This window comes from Thioalkalivibrio sp. AKL7 (assembly GCF_000381705.1).
GTDB lineage: Bacteria > Pseudomonadota > Gammaproteobacteria > Ectothiorhodospirales > Ectothiorhodospiraceae > Thioalkalivibrio > Thioalkalivibrio versutus.
This window is the reverse complement of sequence record NZ_KB906948.1, coordinates 225,053-250,817: the sequence shown is the minus strand read 5'-3', so window position 1 is coordinate 250,817 and position 25,765 is coordinate 225,053. Positions and strand designations below refer to the sequence as shown.

The 25,765-nt window shown below is 67.2% G+C and carries 26 protein-coding genes; 5 read left to right on the top strand and 21 right to left on the bottom strand.

The features are described 5' to 3' along the window. Positions 1-278: 278 nt before the first annotated feature. The gene (locus G315_RS0104045) at positions 279-521 is read right to left on the bottom strand and encodes a YcgL domain-containing protein (protein WP_018144623.1); all 243 of its coding nucleotides are present in this window, start codon (positions 519-521) and stop codon (positions 279-281) included. Between the two features lie 4 nt (positions 522-525). Next, positions 526-2,430, bottom strand: a complete 1,905-nt coding sequence (speA, locus tag G315_RS0104040; protein WP_019611984.1) for a biosynthetic arginine decarboxylase — start codon at positions 2,428-2,430, stop codon at positions 526-528. 292 nt (positions 2,431-2,722) lie between these two features. Here speA and speE point away from each other — a divergent pair, with 292 nt between their 5' ends. From speE to G315_RS0104025, 3 genes are all read left to right on the top strand, one after another. Further along, positions 2,723-3,574, top strand: coding sequence for a polyamine aminopropyltransferase (gene speE, locus G315_RS0104035; RefSeq protein WP_019611983.1), 852 nt, complete (start codon positions 2,723-2,725; stop codon positions 3,572-3,574). Between the two features lie 460 nt (positions 3,575-4,034). Then, positions 4,035-4,262: a ParD-like family protein gene (locus G315_RS0104030; protein WP_018144627.1), complete on the top strand. Its 228-nt coding sequence runs from the start codon at positions 4,035-4,037 to the stop codon at positions 4,260-4,262. Continuing rightward, positions 4,262-4,546 carry a type II toxin-antitoxin system RelE/ParE family toxin gene (locus G315_RS0104025; RefSeq protein WP_018144628.1) on the top strand — a complete coding sequence of 95 codons (285 nt, stop codon included), beginning with the start codon at positions 4,262-4,264 and terminating at the stop codon, positions 4,544-4,546. The genes G315_RS0104030 and G315_RS0104025 overlap by 1 nt, the downstream gene beginning before the upstream one ends. Positions 4,547-4,683: 137 nt before the next feature. On the opposite strand, the gene fetB is transcribed toward G315_RS0104025, so the two are convergent. The 6 genes from fetB to folB form a co-directional block, all read right to left on the bottom strand. After that, positions 4,684-5,490, bottom strand: a complete 807-nt coding sequence (gene fetB, locus G315_RS0104020; protein WP_018168345.1) for an iron export ABC transporter permease subunit FetB — start codon at positions 5,488-5,490, stop codon at positions 4,684-4,686. Next, the gene (locus tag G315_RS0104015; RefSeq protein ID WP_019611982.1) at positions 5,481-6,101 is read right to left on the bottom strand and encodes an ATP-binding cassette domain-containing protein; all 621 of its coding nucleotides are present in this window, start codon (positions 6,099-6,101) and stop codon (positions 5,481-5,483) included. Before G315_RS0104015 ends, fetB begins: the two co-directional genes overlap by 10 nt. A gap of 333 nt (positions 6,102-6,434) precedes the next feature. After that, positions 6,435-7,688: an ammonium transporter gene (locus G315_RS0104010; RefSeq protein ID WP_018144631.1), complete on the bottom strand. Its 1,254-nt coding sequence runs from the start codon at positions 7,686-7,688 to the stop codon at positions 6,435-6,437. Between the two features lie 34 nt (positions 7,689-7,722). Beyond that, positions 7,723-8,061 (bottom strand): P-II family nitrogen regulator, encoded by a 339-nt coding sequence (locus tag G315_RS0104005; protein ID WP_012981610.1) that lies wholly within the window; start codon positions 8,059-8,061, stop codon positions 7,723-7,725. A gap of 68 nt (positions 8,062-8,129) precedes the next feature. Beyond that, complete coding sequence (locus G315_RS0104000; RefSeq protein ID WP_018144632.1) at positions 8,130-8,843, bottom strand: TorF family putative porin; 714 nt, start codon at positions 8,841-8,843, stop codon at positions 8,130-8,132. Positions 8,844-9,123: 280 nt separating this feature from the next. Beyond that, on the bottom strand, positions 9,124-9,489 hold the full coding sequence (gene folB / locus G315_RS0103995) for a dihydroneopterin aldolase (protein ID WP_018144633.1): 366 nt from the start codon (positions 9,487-9,489) through the stop codon (positions 9,124-9,126). 73 nt (positions 9,490-9,562) lie between these two features. On the opposite strand from folB, the gene G315_RS0103990 reads away from it, so the two are divergent. Then, a complete protein-coding gene (locus G315_RS0103990) occupies positions 9,563-10,588 on the top strand; it encodes an amidoligase family protein (RefSeq protein WP_018144634.1) in 1,026 nt (341 codons plus the stop codon). 49 nt (positions 10,589-10,637) lie between these two features. Further along, positions 10,638-11,405, top strand: coding sequence for a gamma-glutamyl-gamma-aminobutyrate hydrolase family protein (locus G315_RS0103985; protein ID WP_019611981.1), 768 nt, complete (start codon positions 10,638-10,640; stop codon positions 11,403-11,405). Positions 11,406-11,444: 39 nt separating this feature from the next. On the opposite strand, the gene msrA is transcribed toward G315_RS0103985, so the two are convergent. The 13 genes from msrA to def all read right to left on the bottom strand — a co-directional run bounded on the left by msrA (position 11,445) and on the right by def (position 25,641). After that, positions 11,445-12,077 carry a peptide-methionine (S)-S-oxide reductase MsrA gene (gene msrA, locus G315_RS0103980; protein ID WP_019611980.1) on the bottom strand — a complete coding sequence of 211 codons (633 nt, stop codon included), beginning with the start codon at positions 12,075-12,077 and terminating at the stop codon, positions 11,445-11,447. Positions 12,078-12,088: 11 nt separating this feature from the next. Then, positions 12,089-13,249 carry a PQQ-dependent sugar dehydrogenase gene (locus G315_RS0103975; RefSeq protein WP_019611979.1) on the bottom strand — a complete coding sequence of 387 codons (1,161 nt, stop codon included), beginning with the start codon at positions 13,247-13,249 and terminating at the stop codon, positions 12,089-12,091. A gap of 42 nt (positions 13,250-13,291) precedes the next feature. Next, positions 13,292-14,119: a DNA-formamidopyrimidine glycosylase family protein gene (locus G315_RS0103970; RefSeq protein ID WP_019611978.1), complete on the bottom strand. Its 828-nt coding sequence runs from the start codon at positions 14,117-14,119 to the stop codon at positions 13,292-13,294. Positions 14,120-14,384: 265 nt separating this feature from the next. Beyond that, the gene (locus G315_RS0103965; protein WP_019611977.1) at positions 14,385-15,377 is read right to left on the bottom strand and encodes a lysophospholipid acyltransferase family protein; all 993 of its coding nucleotides are present in this window, start codon (positions 15,375-15,377) and stop codon (positions 14,385-14,387) included. Then, positions 15,374-15,733 carry a tetratricopeptide repeat protein gene (locus G315_RS0103960; protein ID WP_018144640.1) on the bottom strand — a complete coding sequence of 120 codons (360 nt, stop codon included), beginning with the start codon at positions 15,731-15,733 and terminating at the stop codon, positions 15,374-15,376. The genes G315_RS0103965 and G315_RS0103960 overlap by 4 nt, the downstream gene beginning before the upstream one ends. Before the next feature lie 40 nt (positions 15,734-15,773). Beyond that, entirely contained in the window at positions 15,774-17,228 is a 1,455-nt protein-coding gene (locus G315_RS0103955) for a TrkH family potassium uptake protein (RefSeq protein WP_018144641.1), read from the bottom strand. Between the two features lie 13 nt (positions 17,229-17,241). Continuing rightward, positions 17,242-18,621 (bottom strand): Trk system potassium transporter TrkA, encoded by a 1,380-nt coding sequence (trkA, locus tag G315_RS0103950; protein ID WP_018144642.1) that lies wholly within the window; start codon positions 18,619-18,621, stop codon positions 17,242-17,244. 23 nt (positions 18,622-18,644) lie between these two features. Beyond that, positions 18,645-20,024: a sigma-54 dependent transcriptional regulator gene (locus G315_RS0103945; protein WP_018144643.1), complete on the bottom strand. Its 1,380-nt coding sequence runs from the start codon at positions 20,022-20,024 to the stop codon at positions 18,645-18,647. After that, positions 20,021-22,222 carry an ATP-binding protein gene (locus G315_RS0103940; protein WP_018144644.1) on the bottom strand — a complete coding sequence of 734 codons (2,202 nt, stop codon included), beginning with the start codon at positions 22,220-22,222 and terminating at the stop codon, positions 20,021-20,023. Before G315_RS0103940 ends, G315_RS0103945 begins: the two co-directional genes overlap by 4 nt. Further along, positions 22,207-22,785 (bottom strand): DUF4390 domain-containing protein, encoded by a 579-nt coding sequence (locus G315_RS0103935; protein WP_018144645.1) that lies wholly within the window; start codon positions 22,783-22,785, stop codon positions 22,207-22,209. The genes G315_RS0103940 and G315_RS0103935 overlap by 16 nt, the downstream gene beginning before the upstream one ends. Continuing rightward, entirely contained in the window at positions 22,785-24,143 is a 1,359-nt protein-coding gene (rsmB, locus tag G315_RS0103930) for a 16S rRNA (cytosine(967)-C(5))-methyltransferase RsmB (RefSeq protein WP_018144646.1), read from the bottom strand. Before rsmB ends, G315_RS0103935 begins: the two co-directional genes overlap by 1 nt. Then, on the bottom strand, positions 24,143-25,108 hold the full coding sequence (gene fmt / locus G315_RS0103925) for a methionyl-tRNA formyltransferase (protein ID WP_018144647.1): 966 nt from the start codon (positions 25,106-25,108) through the stop codon (positions 24,143-24,145). The genes rsmB and fmt overlap by 1 nt, the downstream gene beginning before the upstream one ends. Beyond that, positions 25,108-25,641, bottom strand: a complete 534-nt coding sequence (gene def / locus G315_RS0103920) for a peptide deformylase (RefSeq protein ID WP_018938922.1) — start codon at positions 25,639-25,641, stop codon at positions 25,108-25,110. The genes fmt and def overlap by 1 nt, the downstream gene beginning before the upstream one ends. Positions 25,642-25,765 lie beyond the last annotated feature (124 nt).

The following is a 25,765-nucleotide window of genomic DNA, read 5'->3' as shown; positions in this document are numbered from 1 at the left end:
CCGCGACCATGCGGTGCTCCCACGTCGTCATCCCGGCCGCAGCGCAGCGAAGAGCAGGGATCTCCCACGCCGGATACCCCCAAGGCCTGGCCAGACCACGGCGCACGAGATCCCGGATCACCGCTGCGCGGTGTCCGGGATGACGGGGGAGAGGCCGGTGCCCAGGACGCCGAAGAGGGCGCCAGCGGCAGGGTGACGACGATATGCAACGATCCGGGGTGACGGAGAGGGTCCCTCCCCCCAGGTCGACGGCAAGGGCCCAAGCGGCTAGGTCAGGGCTAGCGGTCTTCTTCCGGAGGCGGGAACTGGAGGTGGAAGCCCTGCTCATCCAGGTTGGCGAGGACCTTCTGCGGGTCTTCCTGGGCCAGGGTGCGTTCCGGGGTCAACTCGAATTCCAGCGCGAACTCCAGGCGACCGAGCGCCCGAACCACGCCCTCGGGGAGTTCGGAGAAATCATCCTTCTCCGGGAGATACACATAGGTATCGGCACGCTTGGTCGCGCGATAGACGTAACACTGCATGGGTTCAGTCCTCGAGATAGGTGTAGCCGGTCAGGCCGTGTTCCAGTTCCGCCAGCAGGCGCCCGGCGGCCTCGCCGCGCAGGCCGATGGCATCGATCTTGGCGCGGAAGGCGCGGCGCAGGTCGTCCGGGGCAAAGTGCACGTAGGAGAGCAGCTCGTCCACGGTGTCGCCGCGCTCGGGGTTCAGCAGGCGGTAGCCGCCCTGCTCGGTCAGCTCCACGTTCACCGTGTCGGTGTCGCCGAACAGGTTGTGCAAGTCGCCGAGGATCTCCTGGTAGGCCCCGACCAGGAAGATGCCGAGATAGTAGGCCTCGCCCGTTTTCCACGGGTGCAGCGCCAGGGTGGTGTGCGTGCCCTCCCGCTCCACGTAGTGCTCGATGTGGCCGTCGGAGTCACAGGTCAGATCCTGCAGCACGGCGCGGCGGGTCGGGGCCTCGTTCAGGCGGTGCAGCGGCATGATAGGGAAGATCTGGTTAATCGCCCAGGTATCCGGGATCGACTGGAACACGGAGAAATTGCAGAAAACCTTGTCCGCCAGCTTGTCCGTCAGCTCCGCATGGATCTCGGCCGGCAGCGCGTCCGGCTGCGCCAGCAGCCGCTGACACAGGGCGAAATAGATCGCCTCGGCGCGCGCCCGGTCCGCCAGCGACAGCATCCCGCGGGCGAAACGCGCCTGCAGATCGGACAGGCCGAAGGCCGCATCGTGGTAGATCTCGGAGGCCGGGCGGTCGCGCTCGTCCAGCAGTGCGCGCATCGCGGCGATCTCGGGCAGTTCGTCATCCGGCGCGGGCGGCACATCACCATCCCCGGGGGCCGGTTCGCAGTCGATCACGTTGGTGATCAGCACCGCGTGGTGCGCGGTCAGGGCCCGCCCGGACTCGCTGAAGACCTCGGGCATGGCGAGATCATGCTCCTCGCAAATGCGCTTGAGCGGGCGCAGGATGTTCAGCGCGTACTCCTCCACCGAGTAGTTGATGGAGCATTCGTTGCGCGAGCGCGAGCCTTCGTAGTCGATACCCAGGCCGCCACCGACATCCACCACCTGCAGTGCGGCCCCGGCCTCGGTCAGCGCGGCGAAGTAGCTGGCCGCCTCGCCCATGCCGTTCTGGATGTCGCGGATGTTCGCGATCTGCGAGCCCATGTGGAAGTGCAGCAGCTGCAGCCGATCCAGCCAGCCGAGGCCGCGCAGGCGCTCGAGGATGCCCAGCACATCCGCCGCGGACAGACCGAACTTGGCCTTCTCGCCACCGGTGTTCTGCCACTTGCCCTTGCCAATCGACGCCAGGCGCACACGCAGCCCCAGCAGGGGTGCGATATCCATGTGCTCGGCCTGGCGGATGACCTCCTCCAGCTCCGAGGGCTTCTCGATCACGATGTACACGCGATGCCCGAGCTGGCGCCCGATCAGCGCCAGGCGCACGTATTCGCGGTCCTTGTAGCCGTTGCAGATGATCGCGGCGCCCGGGCGCGACTGCGCGAGCACGGCCATCAGTTCCGGCTTGCTGCCGGCCTCCAGCCCCACCCTCGGGGTAAAGCCATCGGCATCCGGCGCATCGCCCGCCGCCAGGATCTGATCCACCACGCTGCGCTGCTGGTTCACCTTGATCGGATAGATCGCCGTGAACGCGCCCTGGTAGTCCAGCTCGCGTGCGGCCGCATCGAAGGCCCGCGCCAGGCGGCGCACACGCCCGTCCAGCACGTCCTGGAAACGCACCAGCACCGGCGGCCCGATATGCTCCTCGCGCAGCCGCCCGGCCAGCTCATGCAGATCGACACCCGGGTGATCCGGCCAATCCGGTCGCCGCATCACCACATGGCCAGCGTCGTTCAGATCGAAAAAGCCACCATTCCAGTGGTCGATCCCGTAGGTGGCGCGGGCCTCATCCAGATTCCAGGGCGTGACAGACATGGCGGTTCCGGGTTTCACAGCGGGTATATCCCCGTCATTGCGAGGAGCGAAGCGACGCGGCACAAAAGCAGCGAAGCTGCGTTGAACGGCCGCAGGCCGGCCCGAAGGGCGAGCGTAGCGAGTAATCTCCGAAGGCTGGCACGGCGCCGGAATACGAACGCCCTCCGGGGGAAGCGCTTCGTCGCCTGCGGCTCCTCGCAATAACAGGTTGCGCAGAGTTGCCCGCAGGATACAGGGCACTATCATAGCGGCGCATCATACCGTCCACCGCATCCGCAAGGGGAGCCGCCCAATGGCACTCGACAACAACTGGTTCAGCGAACCGCACGAAAACATGGCGCTGTCCCTGCGCATCAAGCAGAAGCTGCACGAAGAACAGACCCCGTACCAGAAGATCGAGATCTACGAGACCGAGGCCTTCGGCAACCTGATGGTGATCGACGGCTGCGTGATGCTCACCGGGCGCGACAACTTCATCTACCACGAGATGATGTCGCACCCGGTGCTCTACTCGCACAGCGCCCCGAAGAACGTGGTCATTATTGGCGGCGGCGACTGCGGCACCCTGCGCGAAGTGCTCAAGCACGACGAAGTGCAAAAGGCCGTGCAGGTGGATATCGACGAGCGCGTCACCCGCTTGGCCGAGCAGTACTTCCCGGAACTGTGCGACGCCAACGACGACCCGCGCGCCGAGCTCCTGTTCGACGACGGCGTGCAGTACCTGCAGGACGCCACACCCGGCTCCGTCGACGTAATCATCGTCGACTCCACCGATCCGGTGGGCCCGGCCGAGGGCCTGTTCTCCACCGCCTTCTACAAGGACTGCGTGAAGGCCCTGGGCCCGGATGGCCTGCTGGTACAGCAAAGCGAATCGCCGCTGTTGCATACCGAGAGCATCATCCGCCCGATGCACGACAGCCTGCGCACGGCCGGCTTCATCGATGCATTGACGCTGCACTTCCCACAACCCACCTACCCCTCCGGCTGGTGGACCTGCACCATCGCGGCGAAGGACGCCCCGGTGTCCTTCCTGCGCGAGGAAGCAGCCGAGGAGGCGACGTTTGTCACCCACTACTACAACGCCGCCATCCACCGCGCCGCCGGGGCCACGCCCGAGTTCTTCCGCCGCAAGCTGTTCGCCTGATCCCGGGCAGGCCCCTGGCGCGACCCAAACCCGTCATTGCGAGGCCCCGCAGGGGCCGCGGCACAAAAGCGCGAAGCGCGTTGAACGGCCGCAGGCCGGCCCGAAGGGCGAGCGCAGCGAGTAACCTCCCGACGCAACCCCGACGTTTGCCCAGGCCGGCGTCGGGGCGCCCACGGAGATCGCCACGTCGCTGCGCTCCTCCCGATGACGGTGCTTGCTGGCCCCGTCATTGCGAGGCCCCGCCAGGGGCCGTGGCAACCTCCCGACGCAACCCCCGAAGTTCGCCCTGCCCCGCGCCGGGGCGCCCACGGAGATCGCCACGTCGCTGCGCTTCTCGCGATGACAGGCATCACAAACGCCGTAGGATGCATTGAGCGAATGCGAAATGCATCGATCCAGTGATTGCGAACCATGCAGGGCCGCGCTAATCTGACTACATTTGTAGTAGAGGAGGCACGCCATGAGTTTGCCCGTCCGCATTGATGAGACGCTGTATCAGCAGGCCCGGGCCCACGCCAAGGCCGAGCACCGGACCATCGCCGGTCAGATCGAGTTCTGGGCCGAGGTGGGACGCACCGCCATGGACAACCCGGACCTGCCCATCGACTTCGTCTGCGAACTGCTGATCGCTCGTGCCGAGGGCCGGGAACTCGCCACCCCGTTCACCCCCGAGGGCAAACGCGACTAATGGCCGCGGACGTGGAGGTGCTGCAAAGCACTCGCTTCCGGCGCGCCTACAAGCGCCTCCATCCCGCCCAGAAGGCCGACGTAGACGCCGCGGTTGCCGAGATCGTCCGCAATCCCGAGATCGGCACCAGCAAGAAAGGGGATCTGGCCGGGATCATGGTCCACAAATTCAAGTCGCGCGAGCAACTGATGCTGCTCGCCTACGAGTACGACCCCACCACCCGCCTCCTGCTACTGCTGGGCACACACGAAAACTTCTACCGAGATTTGAAACGGGGCTCGTAGGATCTGCACGCGCAGGGGGTCGCGAAACACACGCCATGTGATGCGGTTCGCTGCGCTCAGCGCATCCTACGAGGGCTCGGCCGCGCGTCGCAGGGCGCATTGAGCGAATGCGAAATGCACCGTTCGGGCGGATAGGGCTACGTGTGACGGCCCGGCTTGAGGCGGTCGAGGCGCAGGCGTTCGCGGGTGTCGAACAGGCGGCGGGAGGCGAACCAGACCGCACCGAGGGTGCCGAAGCCGGTGCCGGCGGTGATCAGGAACATGATCAGGATCTGATACTTGACCGCCTCCACCGGCGGGGCGCCGGCGAGGATCTGGCCCGTCATCATGCCCGGCAGGCTGACGATACCGGCTGCGGCCATGGCATTGATGGTCGGCATCAGACCGGAGCGGGCAGCCTCGCGGCGCATGGTTGCAACGGCCTCGCTCCAACCCGAGCCCAGTGCCAGGCGGGCCTCGATGGTGCGGCGCTCGCGCCAGACCGTCTGGGTCAGGCGGTCCAGCCCCAGCGCGATGCCGGTCATGGTGTTGCCCAGCAGCATCCCCAGCAGCGGGATGGCGTACTGCGGCTCCCACCAGGGCGAGGGCCCCACCATCGTCGTCAGCGCGAGCACGGTGACGGCAAACGCGGAGACGAACATGGTGACCGCACCGATCCCGTAGCCCCACAGCCCGGCAAAACGGCGCTGCTGACGCGCCATCACCTCGTAGCCGGCGATCGACACCATGACCAGCGCCATCAGCGCCACCCAGCCCAGGTGCGCGTGGTCGAACAGCGTCTGCAGCACCAGGCCGATCAGCAGCAGCTGGATCACGGTGCGCGCCCCGGCGATCAGCAGACTGCGCCCCAGCCCCATGCGCGCCCAGATGGTCAGGCCAGCCAGGGCGACAACCAGCAGCGCCGCCAGCGTCAGATCCAGCGCGGAAAGCGAGATCAGGTCCATGCGTTTGCCTCCAACTGGCCATCGCGGATGGTCAGGATGCGCCCGCCCAGACGCTGGCGCTGCAGCGTGTCATGACTGACCCATAGTGCCGCCGCCTCTTCTTCGGCCAAGTACGCCCGCACCGCGCGCTCGATGCGCTTGGTGTTCTCCAGGTCCAGGTTGGCGGTGGGCTCGTCCAGCAGCAGGACGCGGGGCCGGTTCAGCAGCGCGCGCACCAGACCCAGGCGCTGTTTCTCGCCGCTGGAGAGACGCTCGATCTCCCAGCCCAGCGAGGCCTCCGGCAACGCGACCTGTTCCAGCAGGTGCAGGGCCGCCTCGCGCGAGAAATCCGCCGGCAGGTGTTCGTCCACGCGCTCGCCCCACCATGCGGTCTCGGCCGGCACATAGGCCACGCGCCGGCGCCACTGGACCGGCAGCATGGCGTCGCGCGCCTCGCCGTTCAGCATTACCTCCCCCGTGTTGGGGTCGAGATCCGCCAGGGCGCGCAACAGCAGGGACTTGCCGGCACCCGAGGCGCCGGTGACCTGCACGAGCTCGCCCGGCTGAACCGCCAGGTCCAGCGGGCCCAGCTGTGGCGTTTGCAGTTGTCGAACGTCCAGCAGGCGATCCATGCGACAGGGTTCCGGTGCGGCGAAAACGGGATCGTAACCGAAGCCGGGGCACCGGGATGAATGGCCCGACCAGGAGACCCTGCTTGCTGGGAAGAGAGCCGGCCGGGGTGTTAGTAGCCCGCGGGCATCAGTCGCAAGAACCGCCGCGGGCGGGGGCTTCGCGGGCAAGCCCGCTCCCACAGGGTGTGTCGAACAAAAAAAGGGCGCCCGATAAAGGGGCGCCCAAAGGCCAACATCCAAGTCCTGGGAGACTGTCTTGTCGGCGTCGGAGGAGACGATGTATCGGGATCGAGCCGGGTTACGGCCCGACCCCGGTTTCAGGTTAACGAGGCTTTATTGCTTCCCGGTGAACTCCGGGTAGGCCTCGAGACCGCACTCGGCGATATCGGCGCCCATGGCCTCGTCCTCTTCGCTCAGGCGGATGCCCATCACCGCCTTGAGGATCGCCCAGACAATCAGGCTGGCCACGAAGACGAACACGAAGATGGCGAGCAGGCCCACGATCTGGCCGAAGAAGGTCGCGTCCGGGTTGGACAGCAGCACCGCCATCACACCCCAGATACCGGCGGTACCGTGCGCGGAGATCGCACCAACCGGGTCGTCGATCTTCAGCTTGTCGAGGGCGACGATCGAGAACACCACGATCACACCACCCACGGCACCGATGATCATCGCCAGGACCGGGCTGGGCATCAGCGGCTCGGCGGTGATGGACACCAGGCCTGCAACCGCTCCGTTCAGCGCCATGGTCAGGTCGGCCTTGCCGAAGATCAGACGGGTGGTGATCAGCGCGGCCACCACACCCCCGGCCGCGGCCAGGTTGGTGTTGGCGAACACGGCGGCCACGGCATTGGCGGACTCGATGTCCGACACCTTCAGCTCGGACCCGCCATTAAAGCCGAACCAACCCAGCCACAGGATCAGCACACCCAGCGTGGCCAGCGGCATGTTGGAACCCGGAATGGCGTTGATCTTGCCATCCGCGCCGTACTTGCCCTTGCGCGCCCCGAGGAGCAACACACCGGCCAGCGCCGCAGCGGCACCCGTGAAGTGGACGATGCCGGAACCGGCGTAGTCCAGGTAGCCGATCTGGTCGAGGATACCGCCACCCCAGCTCCAGAAGCCCTGGATCGGGTAGATGAAGCCGGTCAGCACGACCGCAAAGGCCAGGAAGGCCCACAGCTTCATGCGTTCGGCCACGGCACCCGAGACGATGGACATCGCGGTGGCCACGAACACGACCTGGAAGAAGAAGTCGGCACGATCGGAGTAGTAGATGTCACCACCGCTACCCAGCACGTCCGCGACTGCGTTGTCGCCGCTGATCAGGAAGCCCAGCCCCGGGATGATGGAGCTGAGACCATCGCTGTACATGATGTTATAGCCGATCAGCATGTACATGATGCTGGCGATCGAATACAGGGCGATATTCTTGGTTGCGATTTCGGCCACACTCTTGGTGCGCACCATACCGGCCTCGAGCATGGTAAAGCCCGCGGCCATCCACATCACCAGTGCACCGGCCACCAGAAAGTAAAAGGTGTCCATCGCATAGGCGAGTTCGACAACTTGCTGTTCAATTTCCATGATTGAAATTCCTCATTCGCTGGAAGGCAAAGGTTTAAAGCGCTTCCGGTCCGGTTTCGCCCGTGCGAATGCGCACGACCTGCTCCACCGGCGTAATAAAGATCTTGCCGTCGCCGATCTTGCCCGTGCTGGCGGACTTTGAAATGGCCTCGACGACCTGGTCGACCAGGTTTTCGTCAACGGCCACTTCAAGCTTCACCTTGGGCAGAAAATCGACTACATACTCGGCACCGCGATACAACTCGGTATGACCGCGCTGGCGACCAAAACCCTTCACTTCGGTCATGGTCATGCCCTGCACGCCGATCTCCGAGATCGCCTCGCGAACATCATCAAGCTTGAACGGCTTGATCACGGCGGTAATCATCTTCATGTCAGACTCCTGTGGGCGGGCCCGTCGGAACACGGACCCGCCTTTGCATTAAGAGGTAATAGCCGGCTTCAGAACGTCTTGGACCAGCCCACCCAGGCGCCCAGGTCCTCGTCGGATTCGTCGACGTACTCGAGGTTAAGGCTGAATTCGCCCCAGTCCCCGGCGTCGCGCGCCAGGCTGGCGGTATAATGGGTGTAGTTTTCGGCATCGGAATCGTCGAAGCGGGTACGACCCACGAGGAACCCGGCGCTGTAGACATCCATGAACGGGATATCCAGACCGGCGTAGAAGTACATGTCGTCATCCTGCAAGGCCGAGTCATCACTGTCGTGAACAACATAGGCCATGCCGCCGTAGAGACCGACGGTGCCAGTATCAAAGCTGACTTCCCCGTAGATCTCGCCAAAGTCGGCGCTCAGGGAGCCGGTATCATCCCGGGCGTCGGGATAGGCGTAATAGATGTAACCGACGTCATATCCGAACCCGCTGGCGAACTCGTCGGCGAATCCGGCATAGAGATCGAGTTCGTAGCTGGTGTCATCACCAAAATCGACGTTCGACAGCCAGGTTCCGGCGTAAAACCCGGAGGCATGCTCGTAATCAATGCCGCCCTGAATGGCCGCACCGTCATCGCTTTCGGAAAAGCCCCGGAAGTAGTAGTTGGACACCGCACCAATGTTCACGGACAGCTCCGCGGCGGCGGTGGAGGTAAACGCGACGCCACCGGTGGAGCCTACGGTGAGGACAGCAGCGGCCAGCGCGGAACGGGTGAACTTCTTCATATTGGTCATCTCCCAGATTGGTCAATCGAGTGTCGCGTAGTCGACACCCGGTCCTTGCACGGGCTGTGCCAAGTACCAAAAGGGAGCAAAATCGGCTTTTCACAACACGTGTTGCGGCCGAACCACGAGGTTTTGCCTCTGGATGGTGCGCACTAAAAGTGCACACGCACCAAAAGCGTGCGCTCAACAAAAAGTGTGAACACGGTCCGGCCTCCGCACGGGGCAGACGCGGAACAAGAGACAGGAAAGCGGGCCGGAAGGACCCGCAGGAGAAGAGGGGCTAGTCGGACGTCGCGAGGGTGCCGCGTTCGATCTCGATGCCGACCTCGCGTACACCGGGAACGGCCCCGGGCTTGCCCAGCTTGATGCGCACCCAGGGGGTGCCGAACTGGGCCATCAGGGCCTCGGCGATCTCTTCGGCCAGGGATTCCAGCAGCGCGTGCGGCTCGCGCGTGACGATGGCACGCACCGCGTTGGCCACCGCCTCGTAATCGACGGTATCGCCGATCTCGCCGGAATAGGCGGCGATGCGGGTATCCGCCGCCAGTTCGATGTCGAATCGCAGGCGGCGCTGGATCCGCTGTTCCCAGTCGTAGACACCGACAACGGCATCAATTTCGAGGTCGCGCAGATAGATTCGATCCATGGGCTCGGCGGGCTCCTGTAGGTCGGCGCCTATCCTACTGCCCGGGCCGCACGAGGTACACCGAGCCGTTATCATGGAGCTCTCCTTGCACGGCTTCGAGACACGCATGAGCGAGCCCTTCCACGACCTCCCGTGGCCCGACAGCCCCGAGGGCGAACCGCGTCGCATCGGGGTAGAGATCGAGATGGCCGGGGTCTCGCTGGAGATTATGGCCGAAGCAGTAAAGGCCGAATTCGGGGGGGAGATCGTGCCGGACAGTGCGTTCGTCGCCCGCGTGCGCGATACCGATGTCGGCGACTTCCAGCTGGAACTGGACGCCCGGGTGCTGAAGGACCGTGCCTACCGCGAGCATCTCGCGCGCCTCGGCATCTCGCTGGACGACTCCGACAAGGCGGCGCTGGATCGCTGGCTGGCCGACGCCGCCGGCCGCCTGGTCCCGCATGAAATCGTGGCCCCGCCGATCCCGGTGGCCGACCTGCCCCGCCTGGACCGGGTACGCGCGGCCCTGCAAGAGGCCGGCGCCCAGGGCACCGAACGCTCGTTTCTCTACGCCTTCGGGTTGCAGATCAATATCGAGATCCACCGTACCGATGCCGAGTGGCTGCTGGCGATCCTGCGCAGCTTCCTGCTGATGGCCGAGGCCCTCACCGCGGCCGGCGCAATCGACCTGGCACGGCGACTGTCGCCCTACATTCGCGCGTTTCCCGGGCCCTTTGTACGCCACATGCTGGACCCGGACTTCCAACCCGATCAGGCCGGCCTGATCGATGCCTACCTGGCGCACAGCCCGACCCGCAACCGACCACTGGACCTGTTGCCCTTGTTTGCCCACCTGGACCCGGAACGGGTCAACGCCGCACCGGTGGAACACGACTTGATCAAACCGCGCCCGGCCTTCCATTACCGCCTGCCGAACTGCGAGATCGACGACCCGGACTGGAGCCTGGCGCGACCGTTCAATGGCTGGGTCGAGGTGGAACGTCTGGCGGCGGATCCGGAACGCCTGGAGCGCCTGTCGCGGGAATACCTGGACCGCCCCGGCCAGGCCCTCGGCCGCTGGGCCGACGACTGGAGCCAGCGCCTCCGTGACTGGTTCTGACTCGGCTCCCAATGCAACCAGCCGGGTCACGCCCCAAGCCCGTCGCCCGGTGATCGCGATCACCGGGCCGGACCAGGGCGGGGGTCCGGCCTGGCTGTTCACCGCCCTGGCGGTGTGGCGCGCGGGAGGCCGCCCTTTGCGGTTGCGTCCGGGGAGACCGCGCGGCCGTTGCCCGTTCGACGGACTGATCGTGGGCGGCGGGGCGGATGTCGACCCCGAGCTCTACGGCGAGACCCTGCCCGACGGGCCGGATGCGGCCGCCATCCGCCAGGCGGAGCGCCGCCTCTCGCAGCGCCTGATCGGCTATCTCTTCTACCCGGCCCTGTGGCTGCTGCGCCGGCTGTTCCAGTCGCACGGCGGCGTACTGGACGTCGACCGCGACCGCCTGGAGAAGGCCCTGATCCACCGCGCGCTGGACGATCATCGGCCGATCCTCGGCATCTGCCGCGGCATGCAGCTGGTCAACGTGGTGCGCGGCGGCACGCTGCAGCGCGACCTGGCCGAGTTCTACGTGGAAACACCGCAGGCCCGCAGCCTGTTGCCGGTCAAGCCGGTCCAGCTGGAGCCGCGCAGCCACCTGGCCGACATCCTGGGCGACGCCACGCTGCACGTGAACGCCCTGCACAATCAGGCGGTGGATGGCCTGGGTCGCGGGCTAAGGGTCGCCGGCCGCGAGAGCAGCGGCGTGGTACAGGCGATCGAGGCCGACCGCGGCTGGTGCATCGGCGTGCAGTGGCACCCGGAATACCTGCCCCAGAAGCGCCGCCACCAGCGTCTGTTCCACGCCCTCGTTCAGGCCGCCGCCAACAACGGCTAAAACCCGATTCACCAAGAAGACACGAAGAAGGGCAGGCGCTTAGACCGGGTACGGCACGGAGAGGCCGCCGAGGCCGCAGTAGCCGTGGGGGACCTTGGCCAGGTATTGCTGGTGATCCTCTTCGGCGAAATAGAACGCCGGCCCTTCGGCGATCTCCGTGCTGATCGTTCCGCCCCGAGCCTTGTCCAGCGCGGCCTGGAAGCGTTGGCGGCTGGTCTCGGCGGCCGCCAGCTGGTCCGCATCGGTGGTGTAGATCGCGGAGCGGTACTGGGTACCGACGTCGTTGCCCTGGCGCATGCCCTGGGTCGGGTCGTGGCCTTCCCAGAAGGTACGGAACAGCGCCTCCAGCTCGACTCGCCGCGGATCGAATACCACACGCACCAGTTCGGTGTGCCCGGTCTGGCCGCTGCATACCTCGCGATAGGTTGGATTCGGGGTATAGCCCCCACCGTAACCGACGCTGGTGGAGTACACCCCGTCCAGCTGCCAGAACAGGCGCTCGGCGCCCCAGAAGCAGCCCATGCCGAACTGAATCACCTGCATGCCCTCGGGGTATGGCGGCGCCAACGGGGTTCCCAGCACCATGTGGCGCTCGGGCACCGGCATCGGCTCCTCGCGCCCGGACAAGGCCTGCTCGGGCGCAGGCATGCGCGGCTCGGAAAATGCGAACATCGGCGACTCCATCAGTCGGCCGGGGTGAGCCGGATCAGCTCCCCCGGATTGTGGTCGGTAAGTACGTAGATTGCGCCTTCGTGCACGCGCACGTCGCGCACACGGCGATCCAGATCCGGCAGCACCTCGGACTCATTGACCAGGTCGCGCCCGCCGAAGGTCAGGCGGCGCAGCGTCTGGTGCGCCAGTCCGCCGACCAGCAGGTCACCATCCCAGTCGGCAAAGGCCGGATCGCGCAGGATCGCCATGCCGGACGGGGCAATGGAAGGCGTCCAGTGATGCAGCGGTGACTCCATCCCCTCCTTCTCGGTCAGACCCTCGCCCACCTGGCCGCCACGGTATTCCTCGCCGTGGGTAATGACCGGCCAGCCGTAGTTCAGGCCAGGTTCAATGATGTTGACCTCGTCACCCCCGCGCGGGCCATGCTCGTTCTGCCAGAAGGTGCCGGTCTCGGGGTCCATCACCATGCCCTGCGGGTTGCGCACACCCCAGGCCCAGATCTCCGGGCGGGCATCGGGTTCATCCACCAGCGGGTTGTCGTCCGGCACCGAACCATCGTCATGCAGACGGATGATGCTGCCGATATGGGTGGAGGTGTCCTGCGCATGATCGCGATCGCCGCGGTCACCCACGCTGATGTACACGTACCCGGCCTGGTCAAACACGATGCGGCTGCCGAAGTGGCGGCCGCCGCTGACACCCGGCTCGGCGGTGAACAGCGTCTCCACGTCCTGCAGCTCGCCATCCTGGAAGCGCCCACGCGCCAGGCGGGTCGTCAGTCCGCCCTCCACGCTCGCCGAGTAGGTGAAGTACAGCCAGCGGTTTTCGGCGAACTCCGGATGCAGGGCAAGATCCAGCAAACCGCCCTGGTTGCGCGCCTGCAGGTCGTCCGGCAACCCCGGGACCCGCACACCCCGCCCGTCGAAGGACTCGGCGTCCTCGAACCAGCGCAGGGTGCCCGGGCGCTCGCTGATCAGTGCACCGCCTTCGGGCAGGAAGGCGATGGCCCAGGGGTGATTCAGTTCCTCGTGCAGCACGCTGACCTGCAGATCCTGCTGCCCGCCCTCCAGGCCCTCGGCCGAGACCCCGGAGGACCCGGTGCATGCCACCAGAAGGCCCACGGTCATGGGAACCACCGTTACACGTCCCAGGATATGTTTGCGCTTGCTCATGGCTCGCTCCTTGTTCGGTCCGATGTCCATTGGTACCTGTGTTCAGGCGGCGGGTTCCCTCGGCTGGCAGACAGGGCACCAGTACGTCGAGCGGCCGTGTTCGCCCAGCAGGGCATATTCGACCGGTGCGCCGCACTGCCGGCAGGGCTCGCCACGGCGGCCATAGACGTTCAGGAACGCCCCCTCCTCCGCGCGCTCGCGGGTGATGCGCGGACCCGGCTTCAGGTTGCGCCGCAGCAGCCGCTCGGCATCGCGGTACAGCCCCGCCAGCACCCGCTGCGATACCTGCCCGAGAGGCCACAGCGGGTGACAGCCTTGCAGGAACAGCACCTCTGACTTGTAGATGTTCCCGATGCCCGCCGCCAGCGACTGATCCAGCAGCACATCCAGGATCGGGCGCGCCGGGTCCGCGACGGTCCGCACCCGCATGACCACGGCATCCAGGTCGATCGCCGGGTCCAGCAGATCAGGGCCGACACGGGCATCCAGACGCGGGACATCCGCCGCCCCCGCCGTGCGCGGGCGCCACTGCAGCTCGCGAGGATGAAAGCAGACCAGCACCCGCTCCGGGAGGCTGAGGATGGCCCAGGCACTGGAGGCCGGCTTGTGCCAGGCGACACCCGGGGCGTACTGGTGCCAGGTCCCGTACATCCCCAGGTGGGTGCGCAATTGCCACGGCCGGCCATCCGCAGCTGCAAGATCCAGCAACAAGTGCTTGCCCCGGGCCTGCACGGTCCCGGCGGTCATCGCGCCATGCTCGAGCAACGGATCGCCGCGCCGGGCGCGGGTCGCTACCGCCGTCAGCGTTGCGCCCTCCAGTACCGGCCGCAACGCGGCGGCCAGCTTGTGGATCGTGTCGCCCTCGGGCATGGCCGGCGGAGTTAGGGAAACACTGATTAATGCACGCGCTCGCGCTCGAGTCGCTTTTGCGTGCGAACAAGGCGCGGTGACTGCCGTGCAGTCATTCTGCACAAGGGAGCCGCAACGCCGTGCGCGCGCAAAAGCGGCCGAGCCCCGTGGGGTTGGCACCCCAGGTTCCCCGATCCTGCGTTGCGCCGCTTGCGGGTAGAACCACTACCCGCTGCACGACGCGCCTTGTCTCGGAAAACCTGGGGTGCCAACGCGAGTGTGTGCATTAATCAGTGTTTCCCTTGCGCTCGCGCGCGGGGTACAGGCGCGGCTCGCCCTCGGGCCGGGTGCGGAACAGGCGCATGGACCACAGGTACTGCGCCGGGGCCTGCTCGATGCCACGCTCGATGGCGGCGTTCATCTGCCGCGCATCGACGGCATCATCCCCCGAGGGATAGTCTTCCAGGGGCGGCCACAGGCGCATCACGTACTGGTCCGCCGCCGCGTCATACCAGGCGAAGCTGGGCAGGACCGCCGCCTTCGACATGCGCGCCAGACGCGCCAGCGCGGTCAGCGTGGCCTTCTGCACACCGAAGAAATCCACGAATACCGCGCCCTCCGCGCCCAGGTCCTCGTCCGGCAGGTAATAGAAGAAGCGACCGCGCTTGAGCTGGCGAATGGCCGGGCGCAGGCCCTGGCCGCGGGCGAAGATATCGCCGGAATAGCGCGTGCGGCTGCGGTGGTTGATCCACTCCAGCACCGGGTTCTTCATCGGCTTGGCGAAGGACACGCCGTCGAACATCTGACTCATGCGCACGCCGCCGTAATCCAGCCCCAGGGAATGCGGCGCCAGGATGATCACTGGCGTCCCGCCGGAGCGCAGGCGCTCGTAGTGCTCCAGACCCTCGATGCGAATGCGGGCGGCGTGCTGGCCGGGCTTGCCGAACCACAGCAACCCGTAGTCCAGCGCCGTCTGCGCCTGGTAGCGGTAATAGGCCTCCAGGCGCTGGGCGCGCTCCGCGGCGCTCATCGCCGGGAAGCACAGCTCCAGGTTGCGCTCGACCACCGCCCGACTGCGCCCGGCCAACCGGCGAATCAGCCGGCCCAGCCCGCCGGCGAGACCGCGCACGGCCGGGCGCGGCAACTCCTGCAGCACCCAGGCCAGGCCCAGCAACAGCCAGCTGCCCCAGTAACGCGGGGCGAAGTGCGCGGCGGTCAGCGGGGCCTGGTAGGCACCAGCACCCTCGCGCCGCCCGGTTTCGTCGTCGACAGCGCTCATGCGCCCCCGGCACCGTCGGTGGGCCCGTCCGTGGCGGCCTGCTGCTTGCGGGCGCGCTTGGCGTAGACCTCCATCTCCTTCGCGGCCTGCAGATCACCCTTCTCGGTGGCCACGCGGATACCGCGCTCGCAGGTGGACAGGGCCGACTCGGGGCGCTCCAGCTCCACCAGCGTCTTCGCCAGCAGCTTCCAGGCCGCGGAATAGCCGCCGTCCAGATCCAGCGCCCGTTGCAGATGGGGCACTGCGGCCTCCAGCTGGCCATCGGTCGCCAGGGCATTGCCCAGCGAGAAACGCAGCATGGCGGAATCCTGGCCGCCGTCGAGCATATTCTGGAAGCGTTCGATCATGTCGCTCATGGGGTACCTCCCTCGGCGCGTGCCGATACGTACAGTCAGGCTAACGCCGCCAGAAGGCGGGCGACAGAAGCACCAGAACGGTAAAGATTTCCAGGCGCCCCATCAGCATCGCAACCACCAGGACCCACTTGCTGAAATCGTTGATCGACTGGAAGTTGGGCCCGACCTCGCCCAGACCGGGACCCAGGTTGTTCAGCGAGGCCGCCACTGCCGAGAACGCGGTGACCTGATCCAGACCGGATGCCATCAGCCCCAGCATCATCACTACGAACACCATCACGTAGGCCGCCAGGAAGCCCCACACCGCCTGCACGACGCGATCCGGGGCCTCCTTCCCGTTGACCTTCACGGCGATCCGCGCGTGCGGGTGGATCAGACGCTTGATCTCGCGCAGCCCCTGCTTCACCAGCAGCAGCACGCGCACCACCTTCATGCCACCACCGGTGGAACCGGTACAGCCACCGATGAACGACAGGAGGATCAACAGCACAGGCAGGAAACCGGGCCACAGGTAGAAGCTGTCTGTGGCATAGCCCGTCGTGGTCGCAATGGACACGACATGGAAGACCCCGCGGCGCAATGCATCCCCGAACTGATCGGTAAACCCGCTCCAGAGCATGAAACCGACCACCAGGACGATCGCCGAGCCGAGCACCAGGAGGTAGGCGCGTAACTCCTCGTCCCGCCGGTAAGGCTTCCAGGTCGCGCGGTGCAGCACCAGAAAGTGGAGAGCAAAGTTCATCCCGCCCAGAACCATGAACGCGATGGCGACCATCTCGATCGCCACGGAGTCGAAATGACCGATGCTGGCGTCATAGGTCGAAAAGCCACCAATCGCCACGGTGGTGAAGGAGTGCGCAATCGCATCGAAGGCATCCATGCCGGCGGCCCAGTAGGCCAGCGCGCAGGCCACGGTCAGGCCCAGGTAGATGTACCAGAGGTTGCGCGCGGTCTCGGCGATACGCGGCGTCAGCTTGTTGTCGCGGATCGGCCCCGGGGTCTCGGCCTTGAACAGCTGCATGCCGCCCACGCCCAGAAGCGGCAGGATGGCCACCGCCAGCACGATGATCCCCATGCCGCCCATCCACTGCAGCTGCTGGCGATACCACAGCAGCGCCCGCGGCAGATCATCCAGCCCGGTCAGCACGGTGGCGCCGGTCGTGGTCAGCCCGGACATCGACTCGAAGGCGGCATCGGTGAAGGACACGTGCAGGTTCGGATCGAGGTACAGCGGTGTCGCCCCGGCGATCCCCAGTCCCAGCCAGAACAGCACCACCAGGATGAAGCCGTCGCGCGCCTGCAGGTCCTGGCGCATGCGGTACAGCGGCGCCCACAGCAGACCGCCCATCAGCAACAGGAGGGCGAAGGCCTGCAGGAACACGTACGCGGTGGACTCCCCGTACAGAAAGCCGATGGCCGCCGGCGGCAGCATCGCCAGACTGAACAGCGTCAGCAGGACACCCAGCAGCCGGGCCGTGGAGGCGAGATGGAGCATCCGCGCGCTGCGCCTAGAAAAACAGCGCCGTGGGCTGGAAGAGGCGCTGCACCTGCTTCACCTTGCGCCGATCGGTCACGAACAGGATCACGTGGTCTCCGGCCTCGATGACCGTGTCGCGATGGGGGATGATGACCTCCTCGCCCCGCACCACCGCTCCGACGCGAGTGCCCTCGGGAAAGTCGATCTCGTCGATCCGGCGGCTGACCACCTGCGACGTCCGGGCATCGCCGTTGACCACGGTCTCGATCGCCTCGGCCGCACCGCGGCGCAGGGCATGCACGGTGGCGGTTCCGCCCTCGCGCACCCGCGCTAGCAGCGCACCGATGGTCGCCTGCTGTGGCGAGATCGCGACATCGATCGTCCCGCTTTGCAGCAGGTCCACGTAGCTCGGCCGATTGATCAGCGACATCACCTTGCGCACGCCCCAGCGCTTGGCCAGCATCCCGGCGAAGATGTTCGCCTGGTCGTCGTTGGTGACCGCGCAGAACACGTCGCTGTGCTCGACGTTGATGGATTCGAGGAAGCGGTCATCCGAGCTGTCCCCGTGCAGCACCAGGACATTGCTGGGTAGGGTCCGCGCCAGATGATCGGCACGCTCGGAATCGCGCTCGATCACCTTGACCCGGTAGCGCTTGCTGAGGGTCTCGGCCAGGCGCTCGCCGATGTTGCCGCCACCGGCCACCATGATCCGCTTGTAGGGCTTTTCCAGCTTGCGCAGCTCCGAGGTCACCGCGCGGATGTTCTTCTTCGCCGCGACGAAGAACACCTCGTCATCGGCCTCGATCACCGTGGAACCATCCGGCTGGATCGAGCGATCCTTGCGGAAGATCGCGGCCACCCGGGTCTGGATGCCCGGCATGTCGTTTTGCAGATTCTTCAGCTCGTGCCCGACCAGCGGGCCACCGTAGTAGGCGCGCACCCCCACCAGCGAAACTCGGCCCTCGGCGAATTCCAGCACCTGGAGCGACCCGGGGTGCTCGATCAGGCGCTGGATGTGGCTGGTCACGATGGCCTCGGGCGAGATCAGCATGTCCACCGGCATCGCGTCCTGGGCGAACAGCGCCGGGGTCTCGTGATAGTCGCGGGCCCGCACACGGGCGATCTTGGTCTCGATATTGAACAGCGTGGAGGCCACCTGGCAGGCGACCATGTTGGTCTCGTCCGAGTTGGTAACCGCGATCAGCATGGACGCGTCCTGCGCACCGGCTGCCTCCAGCACCGAGGGGTGCGCGGCAAAGCCGTGCACGGTCTTGATGTCGAAACGATCCTCCAGCTCCGCCAGCATCTCGGCGCGGTAATCGACCACCGTAATGTCGATCCCGTCGGCGCTCAGCGCCTCCGCCAGCGACTGCCCGACCTGCCCGGCCCCGAGGATGATGATGTGCTTCATGCGTCTCCCGTCCCGGAGCAGGTTCAGCTATCGGTTTTCACGCGCTTGGGGTCGATCCCCAGCGCCTTGAACTTGCGGTACAGGTGCGTGCGCTCCAGCCCCACCCGTTCCGCCAGGCGCGTCATGTTGCCCTCGGAGCGCTCCAGCTGTTGCTGCAGGTATTCGCGCTCGAACTGTTCGCGCGCCTCGCGCAGCGGCAGATCGGGGATGGCGACCGTCCCCTCGCCGCCCTCCTCGGCGCGCTGCGGCTGCCCGCTGAGGGTCCGCTCCACCTCGTCGCGGGTGATCTCGTCGCCCGAGCCCAGGATCATCAGCCGCTGCACCAGGTTGCGCAGTTCGCGCACGTTGCCCGGCCAGTGGTACTGCTGCAGCCGTTCCAGGGCCGGACGCTGGAAGGCGCGCGGCGGCAGCCCCTCCTGCTGGTGCAGGTGGCGCATATGACACTCCAGCAGTTCCGGGATGTCTTCGGGGTGCTCGCGCAGGGGCGGGATGGTCAGTGGCAGGACATTCAACCGGTAGTACAGGTCCTCACGGAAGTGGCCCTGCTTGACCGCCTCGGCCAGGTCGTACTGGCTCCCTGCGATCACGCGCACGTTCACGCTGATGGGCTGGTTGCCGCCGATGCGGGTGATGCGCTGGGTATCCAGCGCATGCAGCAACCGCCCCTGGGTCTGCAGATCCATCTCCGCGACCTCGTCCAGGAACAGCACGCCACCCGCCGCCTGCTCCAGCAGCCCATAGCGCACGTGTTCTCCCTGCTCGCTGCCGAACAGCTCGGCGATCGCCTCCTCGCCCGAGAGCGACCCCACCGAGACCACGATGAACGGGCTCTCGCGGCGCGCGCTGCGCGCATGCAGCAGCCGCGCGAAGGTCTGCTTGCCCACGCCTGGCTCGCCGGTGATCAGCACCCAGGTATCGTGCTGCGCCATGCGCTGCACCTGGTCGCGCAGGTTCACCATGGTGGCGCTGTCGCCCACCGGGTCGGCCACCGTACCGGCGTGGCGCTTCAGGCCCACGTTCTCGCGCTGCAGGCGTGCGGCCTCCAGGGCATTGTTCAGGGTGATCAGCAGCTTGTCGATGGACAACGGCTTCTCGATGAAGTCGTAGGCGCCCAGGCGCGTGGCATCCACAGCGGTCTCGACGTTGCCGTGACCGGAGATCATCACCACCGGGCAGGGCAGCCCCTCGTCATCGCCCCACTCCTTGAGCAGGGAGATCCCATCACCGTCCGGCATCCAGACATCCAGCAGGATCAGGTCCGGGCGGCGACTGCGACGCTGCGCCTTGGCCTCGGCCACGGAGCCGGCGAGTGCTACCTGATAGCCCTCGTCCTCCAGCACATCCTGCAGCAGCATGCGGATGTCCGGCTCGTCGTCGACTACGAGTATGTAGGCTTCGCTCATTCGGGCTCCTCGTGAACCACCGGACCATGCTCCACCGGGATGCGGATGCGGAAGACCGCCCCGCCCGGCCCGGACTCTGCATTATGGCACTCAATCATGCCGCCATGCTCCTCCACGATCTTCTGCGCGACGGCCAGACCGAGACCGGTTCCACGCGGCTTGTCGGTGGTGTAGGGCTCGAAGATGCGCTCGAGGAACTCCGGCTTGATGCCCGGGCCGGTGTCGATCACGCGCAATTCGATATGCGGCCCGGCCGAGTCGTCGAGATACGCCGTGGCGACATGCACCTCCATGTCCTCGTGGCCCTCGCCCGCCTCCAGGGCGTTCTTGATCAGGTTGTGCAGCAACTGGCGCAGACGCCCGGCGTCGCCATGGATTCGCGGCAGGGACGCATCCAGCGTGACATCGACGCGCGAGCGCCCGTCCTGGTCCAGGTACAACTCGCAGACGTCCCGGATCAGCTGGTTCAGATCCACCGACGCGCGCTCCAGCTGCGGGGCCTGGGCATAGTCGCGGAAGGCGTTGACCAGGGTCTTCATCGCCTCCACCTGCTGCACGATGGTCCCGGTGGCGCGATCCAGCACCTCGCGATCCGCCCCCTCCAGCACCTTGCCCAGACGCCTTGAGAGGCGCTCGGCGGATAACTGGATCGGGGTCAGCGGGTTCTTGATCTCGTGCGCCAGGCGGCGCGCCACCTCGCCCCAGGCGGCGTCACGCTGGGCCTTCAGGAACTCGGTCATGTCGTCGAACACGATCGCGTGCAGACCGCGGCTGGACCCCGAGGTCGGCAGCCACACCGCACGGGTCATCAGCACCTTGCGCCCGCTACGGGTGAACACCACCACCTGGCGCGACCATTCTTCTTCCTGGCGCACCAGGGCATCGCTGATCGCCTCGAAAAACTGCGCCACCAGCGGGCACTCGGCGCCCACCTCCGACATCACCCGGGTGCGCGCCCGCTGCAGGTCGCACTCCAGGATCTCGCTGGCCGCGGCGTTCGCGGTACGCAGGCGCAGGCTGCCATCCAGCGCCAGCACGCCGGAGCGCAAGTGTTGCAGCACGCTCTCCAGGTAGGCGCGCTCGGCGTCCAGCAGGCGGCGGTTGCGTTCCGCCTCGTCGCGCGCCTCGTTCAGGGTGCGCGTCATGGTATTGAACGACTGCACCAGGAAACCCAGCTCGTCGGCGCGCTGCACCGCCAGGCGGGTGCTGTAGTCGCCCTGGGCGACCATGCGTGTGCCCTGCACCAGGTCGGAGATCGGGCGCACCATGCGCCGCGCCACCAGCAGCCCCGCCCACAGCGCAGCCATCAGCGAGATCGCCAGCGCCAGTGACAGGGTGAACACAAAGCCCTGGATCATCGGCCCGCGCAGGTAGGCGAATTCGCGATAGTCGGCGAAGGCGTCCTGCACCCGTAGCGACAACGCGCTCATGCGCGGGTCCACGGGGTAGATGCCCTGCAGGATACGGTTCTCCGAGCCCGGGCGGCGGCTGCTGGTGGTGGCCACCACGCGGATGATCAGCGAGCCGTCGGGCTGCGGCTCCAGCCGCGAATACGGCTGTTCCGGGCGCACCCGCATCAGGATGTCGGACCCGGGCGGGGTCGGCAGACGACGGATTGGACTGTCGGTGCTGGAGGCGATAATGCGGTTGTTGGAGCCGACCAGAGTCAGCTCCTGCGCCCCGACCTGGCGGCGATAGTCGTTCAGCGCCAGCGGCACCAGCCCCTCCGAGACCCCCTCGAGATCGCTCATCAGTTCCTGGGTCTCGTTCGCCAGCTGGCGCACCCGCAGATCCAGCGACGAGCGCGACAGCTCCAGCGCATCCTCCAGCGCCGACTCCACGCGCACGTCGAACCACGAATCCACGCCCTCGTTCAGGAACTTGAAGGAGAAGTAATAGACAACGGACACCGGCAGCACCGCCACCAGCATGAACACCGCAACCAGGCGCAGGGTCAACCGGCTGCCGGGGACCCCGCGGCGATACTGGATCGCCATGCGCGCGACCTGATAGATGATCAGCCCGCCCAGCGCCACCAGCACGGCGACGTGGAACACCAGCAGCCACAGGAACAGCTGCTCGAAGCGCGCCTGGTTCTGGGCCGCATCGCCCATCACTACCAGCGAGGTCAGCAGCAGCACGAACAGGAGCCCGATGCCGAACAGCCCCCACGGGAAGCCCCTCAGTCCAGCGACCATCGCCGCCACTCCTGTCGCGTCGTCAGGTCACCGCGCAACCCGGCATCCAGCTGCAGGGGCAGAGGCAGCGCCGAGTACACCAGCATCAGGCGCGCCGCCACGTCGAACTCCCCGGGATTCGCGCGCGCCGAAGCGGGAATGCCATCCAGGCGCAGCCGGCCCAGCCGCCGGGCGACCTGGTCCAGGGCATCCCCCAGGGTCGGTTTCAGATCCATGCGCTCGTCGGTCACCGCGGTTACCAGGTAGTGCCGGTTCAGCGCAAAGTATTGCAGCTGGACCCGGCGGGTCTCGCTCGCCAGGGTGTCGCGCCCCACCCGGCGACCGCGCTCCAGACGGGCCTCCGCCTCGAACTCCAGGGTCACGCCGTTGGCCAGGGCAGCTTCCAGCACGGCGGGCAGACGCATGTCGATATCGAGACGCACCAGCACAGTGGTGTCGTCCAGCCACAGGTGATTGGCGCCGCGGATCTCCACCGCCGCAGCCGGCGCAGGCAGCGCCAGCAGAGCAAACAGGCAGCACAGCGCCACGAAGGGCCCGCGCCACGGGGAGGCGCCGCTCGGCATCAGGGGGCCTGCTTCTCCAGGAGCGCATAGTAGAAGCCATCGCCGCCCTCGAGCCCCAGCGGCAGCGACACGCCGACCTCGCGCGGCCGGCTTCCGGGGATCCCCGCATCGCCGTTCACGGGAAGCACCCGCGCATCCGCGGTCGCGGCCACGAACGGGGCCACAACGGCCTCGTTTTCCGGCGACAGCAGCGAGCAGGTGGCATACAGCAGCCGCCCGCCCGGGCGCAGCAGGCGCCAGGCGCCGGCCAGCAGGCGGGCCTGCTCCGCCGCCAGGCGCGGGATGTCCTCGGCTCGGCGCAGGGTCTTGATATCCGGGTGACGCCGGATCACGCCGGTGGCGGAACAGGGCACGTCCAGCAGGATCGCGTCGAAGGCCTGGCCGTCCCACCAGTCGTCGGTGGCCTCCAGGTCGGCGGCGACCAGACGGGCGTCGAAGCCCAGCCGGTCGAGATTCTCGCGCACCTGCTCGAGGCGTTCCGGGTCATTGTCCAGCGCGGTGAGGTCCAACTGGCCACCGGCGCGCTCCAGCAGGTGCCCGGTCTTGCCGCCCGGGGCCGCGCAGGCATCCAGCACCCGCTCCCCCGGCTGCGGATCCAGCAGGTGCCCGGCCCATTGCGCCGAGGCGTCCTGGACCGACAGCGCCCCGTCGGCAAACCCCGGCAGCGCCCCGACGTCGACCGGATTCTCCAGGGTCAGGGCGCTGGCGAGCACCGGGTGCGGCCGGGCCGGCGTCCCCGCAGCGGCCAGCGCCTCCAGCGCCGCCTCGCGGCTGTCACGGTGCAGGTTCACCCGCAGGGTCATCGGCGCCGGCAGCGTCGAGGCCTCCAGCAGCGTCTCCCAGTCCTCGGGCCAGGCGTCGCGAATCGCCTCCAGCAACCAGTCCGGGACCGCATAGCGCAGGCCCGGCTCCGCCTCGATCCGGGCGGCCAGCGCATCCTGCTCGCGCAGGGCACGGCGCAGCACCGCGTTGATCAGCCCCACCGCGCCGGGTCGATGGATCTCGCGCGCCAGCTCGGCCGTCTCGCGCACCGCCGCATGATCCCGCGTACCGAAATGCAGGACCTCGGCCAGGCCCTGCGCCAGCAGCACGCCGATCACCGCATCCTTCTTGCGCAGCGGTCGGTCGAGAAACCCGCCGACCAGCCCCTCCAGCTGCGGATACCAGCGCAGGGTGGTGTAGGCCAGGGCCTGCACCCAGGCGGCATCGCGCGCCGCGAGCCCCTCGGTCACCAGCTCCACCGCCCGGGTCAGCGACTGCCCCTGCAGCACCACGCGTTCGACCGCCTCCAGCGCACGCTGACGCGGCGAACGCGAATCCACCCGCGAGGGCACCACACGCTTTTGCTTGCCTGCCATTAGACCGCCCCCATCAGGGTCTGACCAACCAGGTCGGCATTACGAGCCCAGTCGGCCGCCGCGACCGGGCGACGTCCCGGCAGCTGCACCGTTTGCAGCCGCAGGATGCCGTCGCCCGTGGCCACGTCGACGCCGTCCACCCCAGTATTTCGAATCGTCCCCGGCGCCGCCTCGGCCGGTCCGGCAAACGGGGTCGCGGCATACACCCGCACCACCTGCCCCTGCCAGCCGGTCTGGGCCACCGGCCAGGGGTTGAAGGCACGTACCTGGCGATCCAGGGCGACGGCCGGTTGCGACCAGTCCATCCAGGCCTCCTGTTTCTCCAGCTTGCGGGCATAGGTGGCCTGCGCATCATCCTGCGGCAAGGAGGCGGACTCGCCAGCGGCAATCGCCGGGAGCTGCTCGACCAGCAGTGCGGCGCCTTCACGGGCGAGAACGTCGTGCAGGTTTCCGGTGGTGGTCTCCGGCGTAATCGTCACACCCCGGCAGGCATGCACCGGGCCGGTATCCAGCCCCGGGGCCATCTGCATCAGGCAGACCCCGGTCTCGGCATCCCCCGCGAGGATGGCACGATGAATCGGCGCCGCGCCGCGCCAGCGCGGCAGCAACGAGGCATGGATATTGAGACCGCCGAGCGGCGGGATCGCGAGCACCGCGCGCGGCAGGATCAGCCCGTAGGCCGCCACGATCAGGATATCCGGGCGCCAGGCCGCGAGCGCCGCCTGGGCCTCAGGGGTTTTGAGACTCTCCGGCTGCACTACCGGCAGCGCCGCGGCCTCGGCGACCTGCTTGACCGGGCCGGGGCGCAGCTTGCGCCCGCGCCCCGCCGGGCGGTCCGGCTGGGTGTAGACCGCGACCGGCGCATGCCCGCTCTCGATCAGGGCCTGCAGCGCCGGGACTGCAAAATCGGGCGTCCCGGCATAGACGATGCGCAGGGAGTCGACGTCCGTGTCCGCCACCCCCATCAGACCGCGGGGACCGCGGCCTTGTCACCCGCCCCGGTGCGGACGCCCTGCTTCTCCAGCTTCTTGCGAATGCGGCTGCGCTTCAGGCTGGACAGGTAATCGACGAACAGCTTGCCGTCGAGGTGGTCGATCTCGTGCTGGATGCACACCGCGAGCAGCCCGTCGATGTCCAGCTCGAAGGGCTGGCCATCGCGCCCCAGGGCGCGCACGCGGATGCGGTCGGCACGCTGCACCTTTTCGTAGAAACCGGGCACGGACAGGCAGCCCTCGTCCATCTCCTCCTCGCCGGAGGTTTCCAGGATCTCGGGGTTGATCAAGGCATGCGGCGCGCTCTGATCATCGGAGACATCCGCCACCAGCACTCGCTTTTGCACGTTGATCTGGGTGGCCGCCAGGCCAATGCCCGGGGCCTCGTACATGGTCTCGAACATGTCGTCCACCAGGGTACGGATCTCGTCATCCACCTCGGCGACCGGCTCGGCCTTCAGGCGTAGCCGGGGATCGGGGAAGTGCAGGATTTCACGCTTGGCCATGAAAAAACCTCAAACTTTGTACTGTACAGACGTCGCAATTCTGCTAACGTTGGACCGCAATATCCGCGGAGTTGCGTCATCCGACTGGGGCCGGGCCACAGGAAGGCTCGGGGAGCGCGCGGAC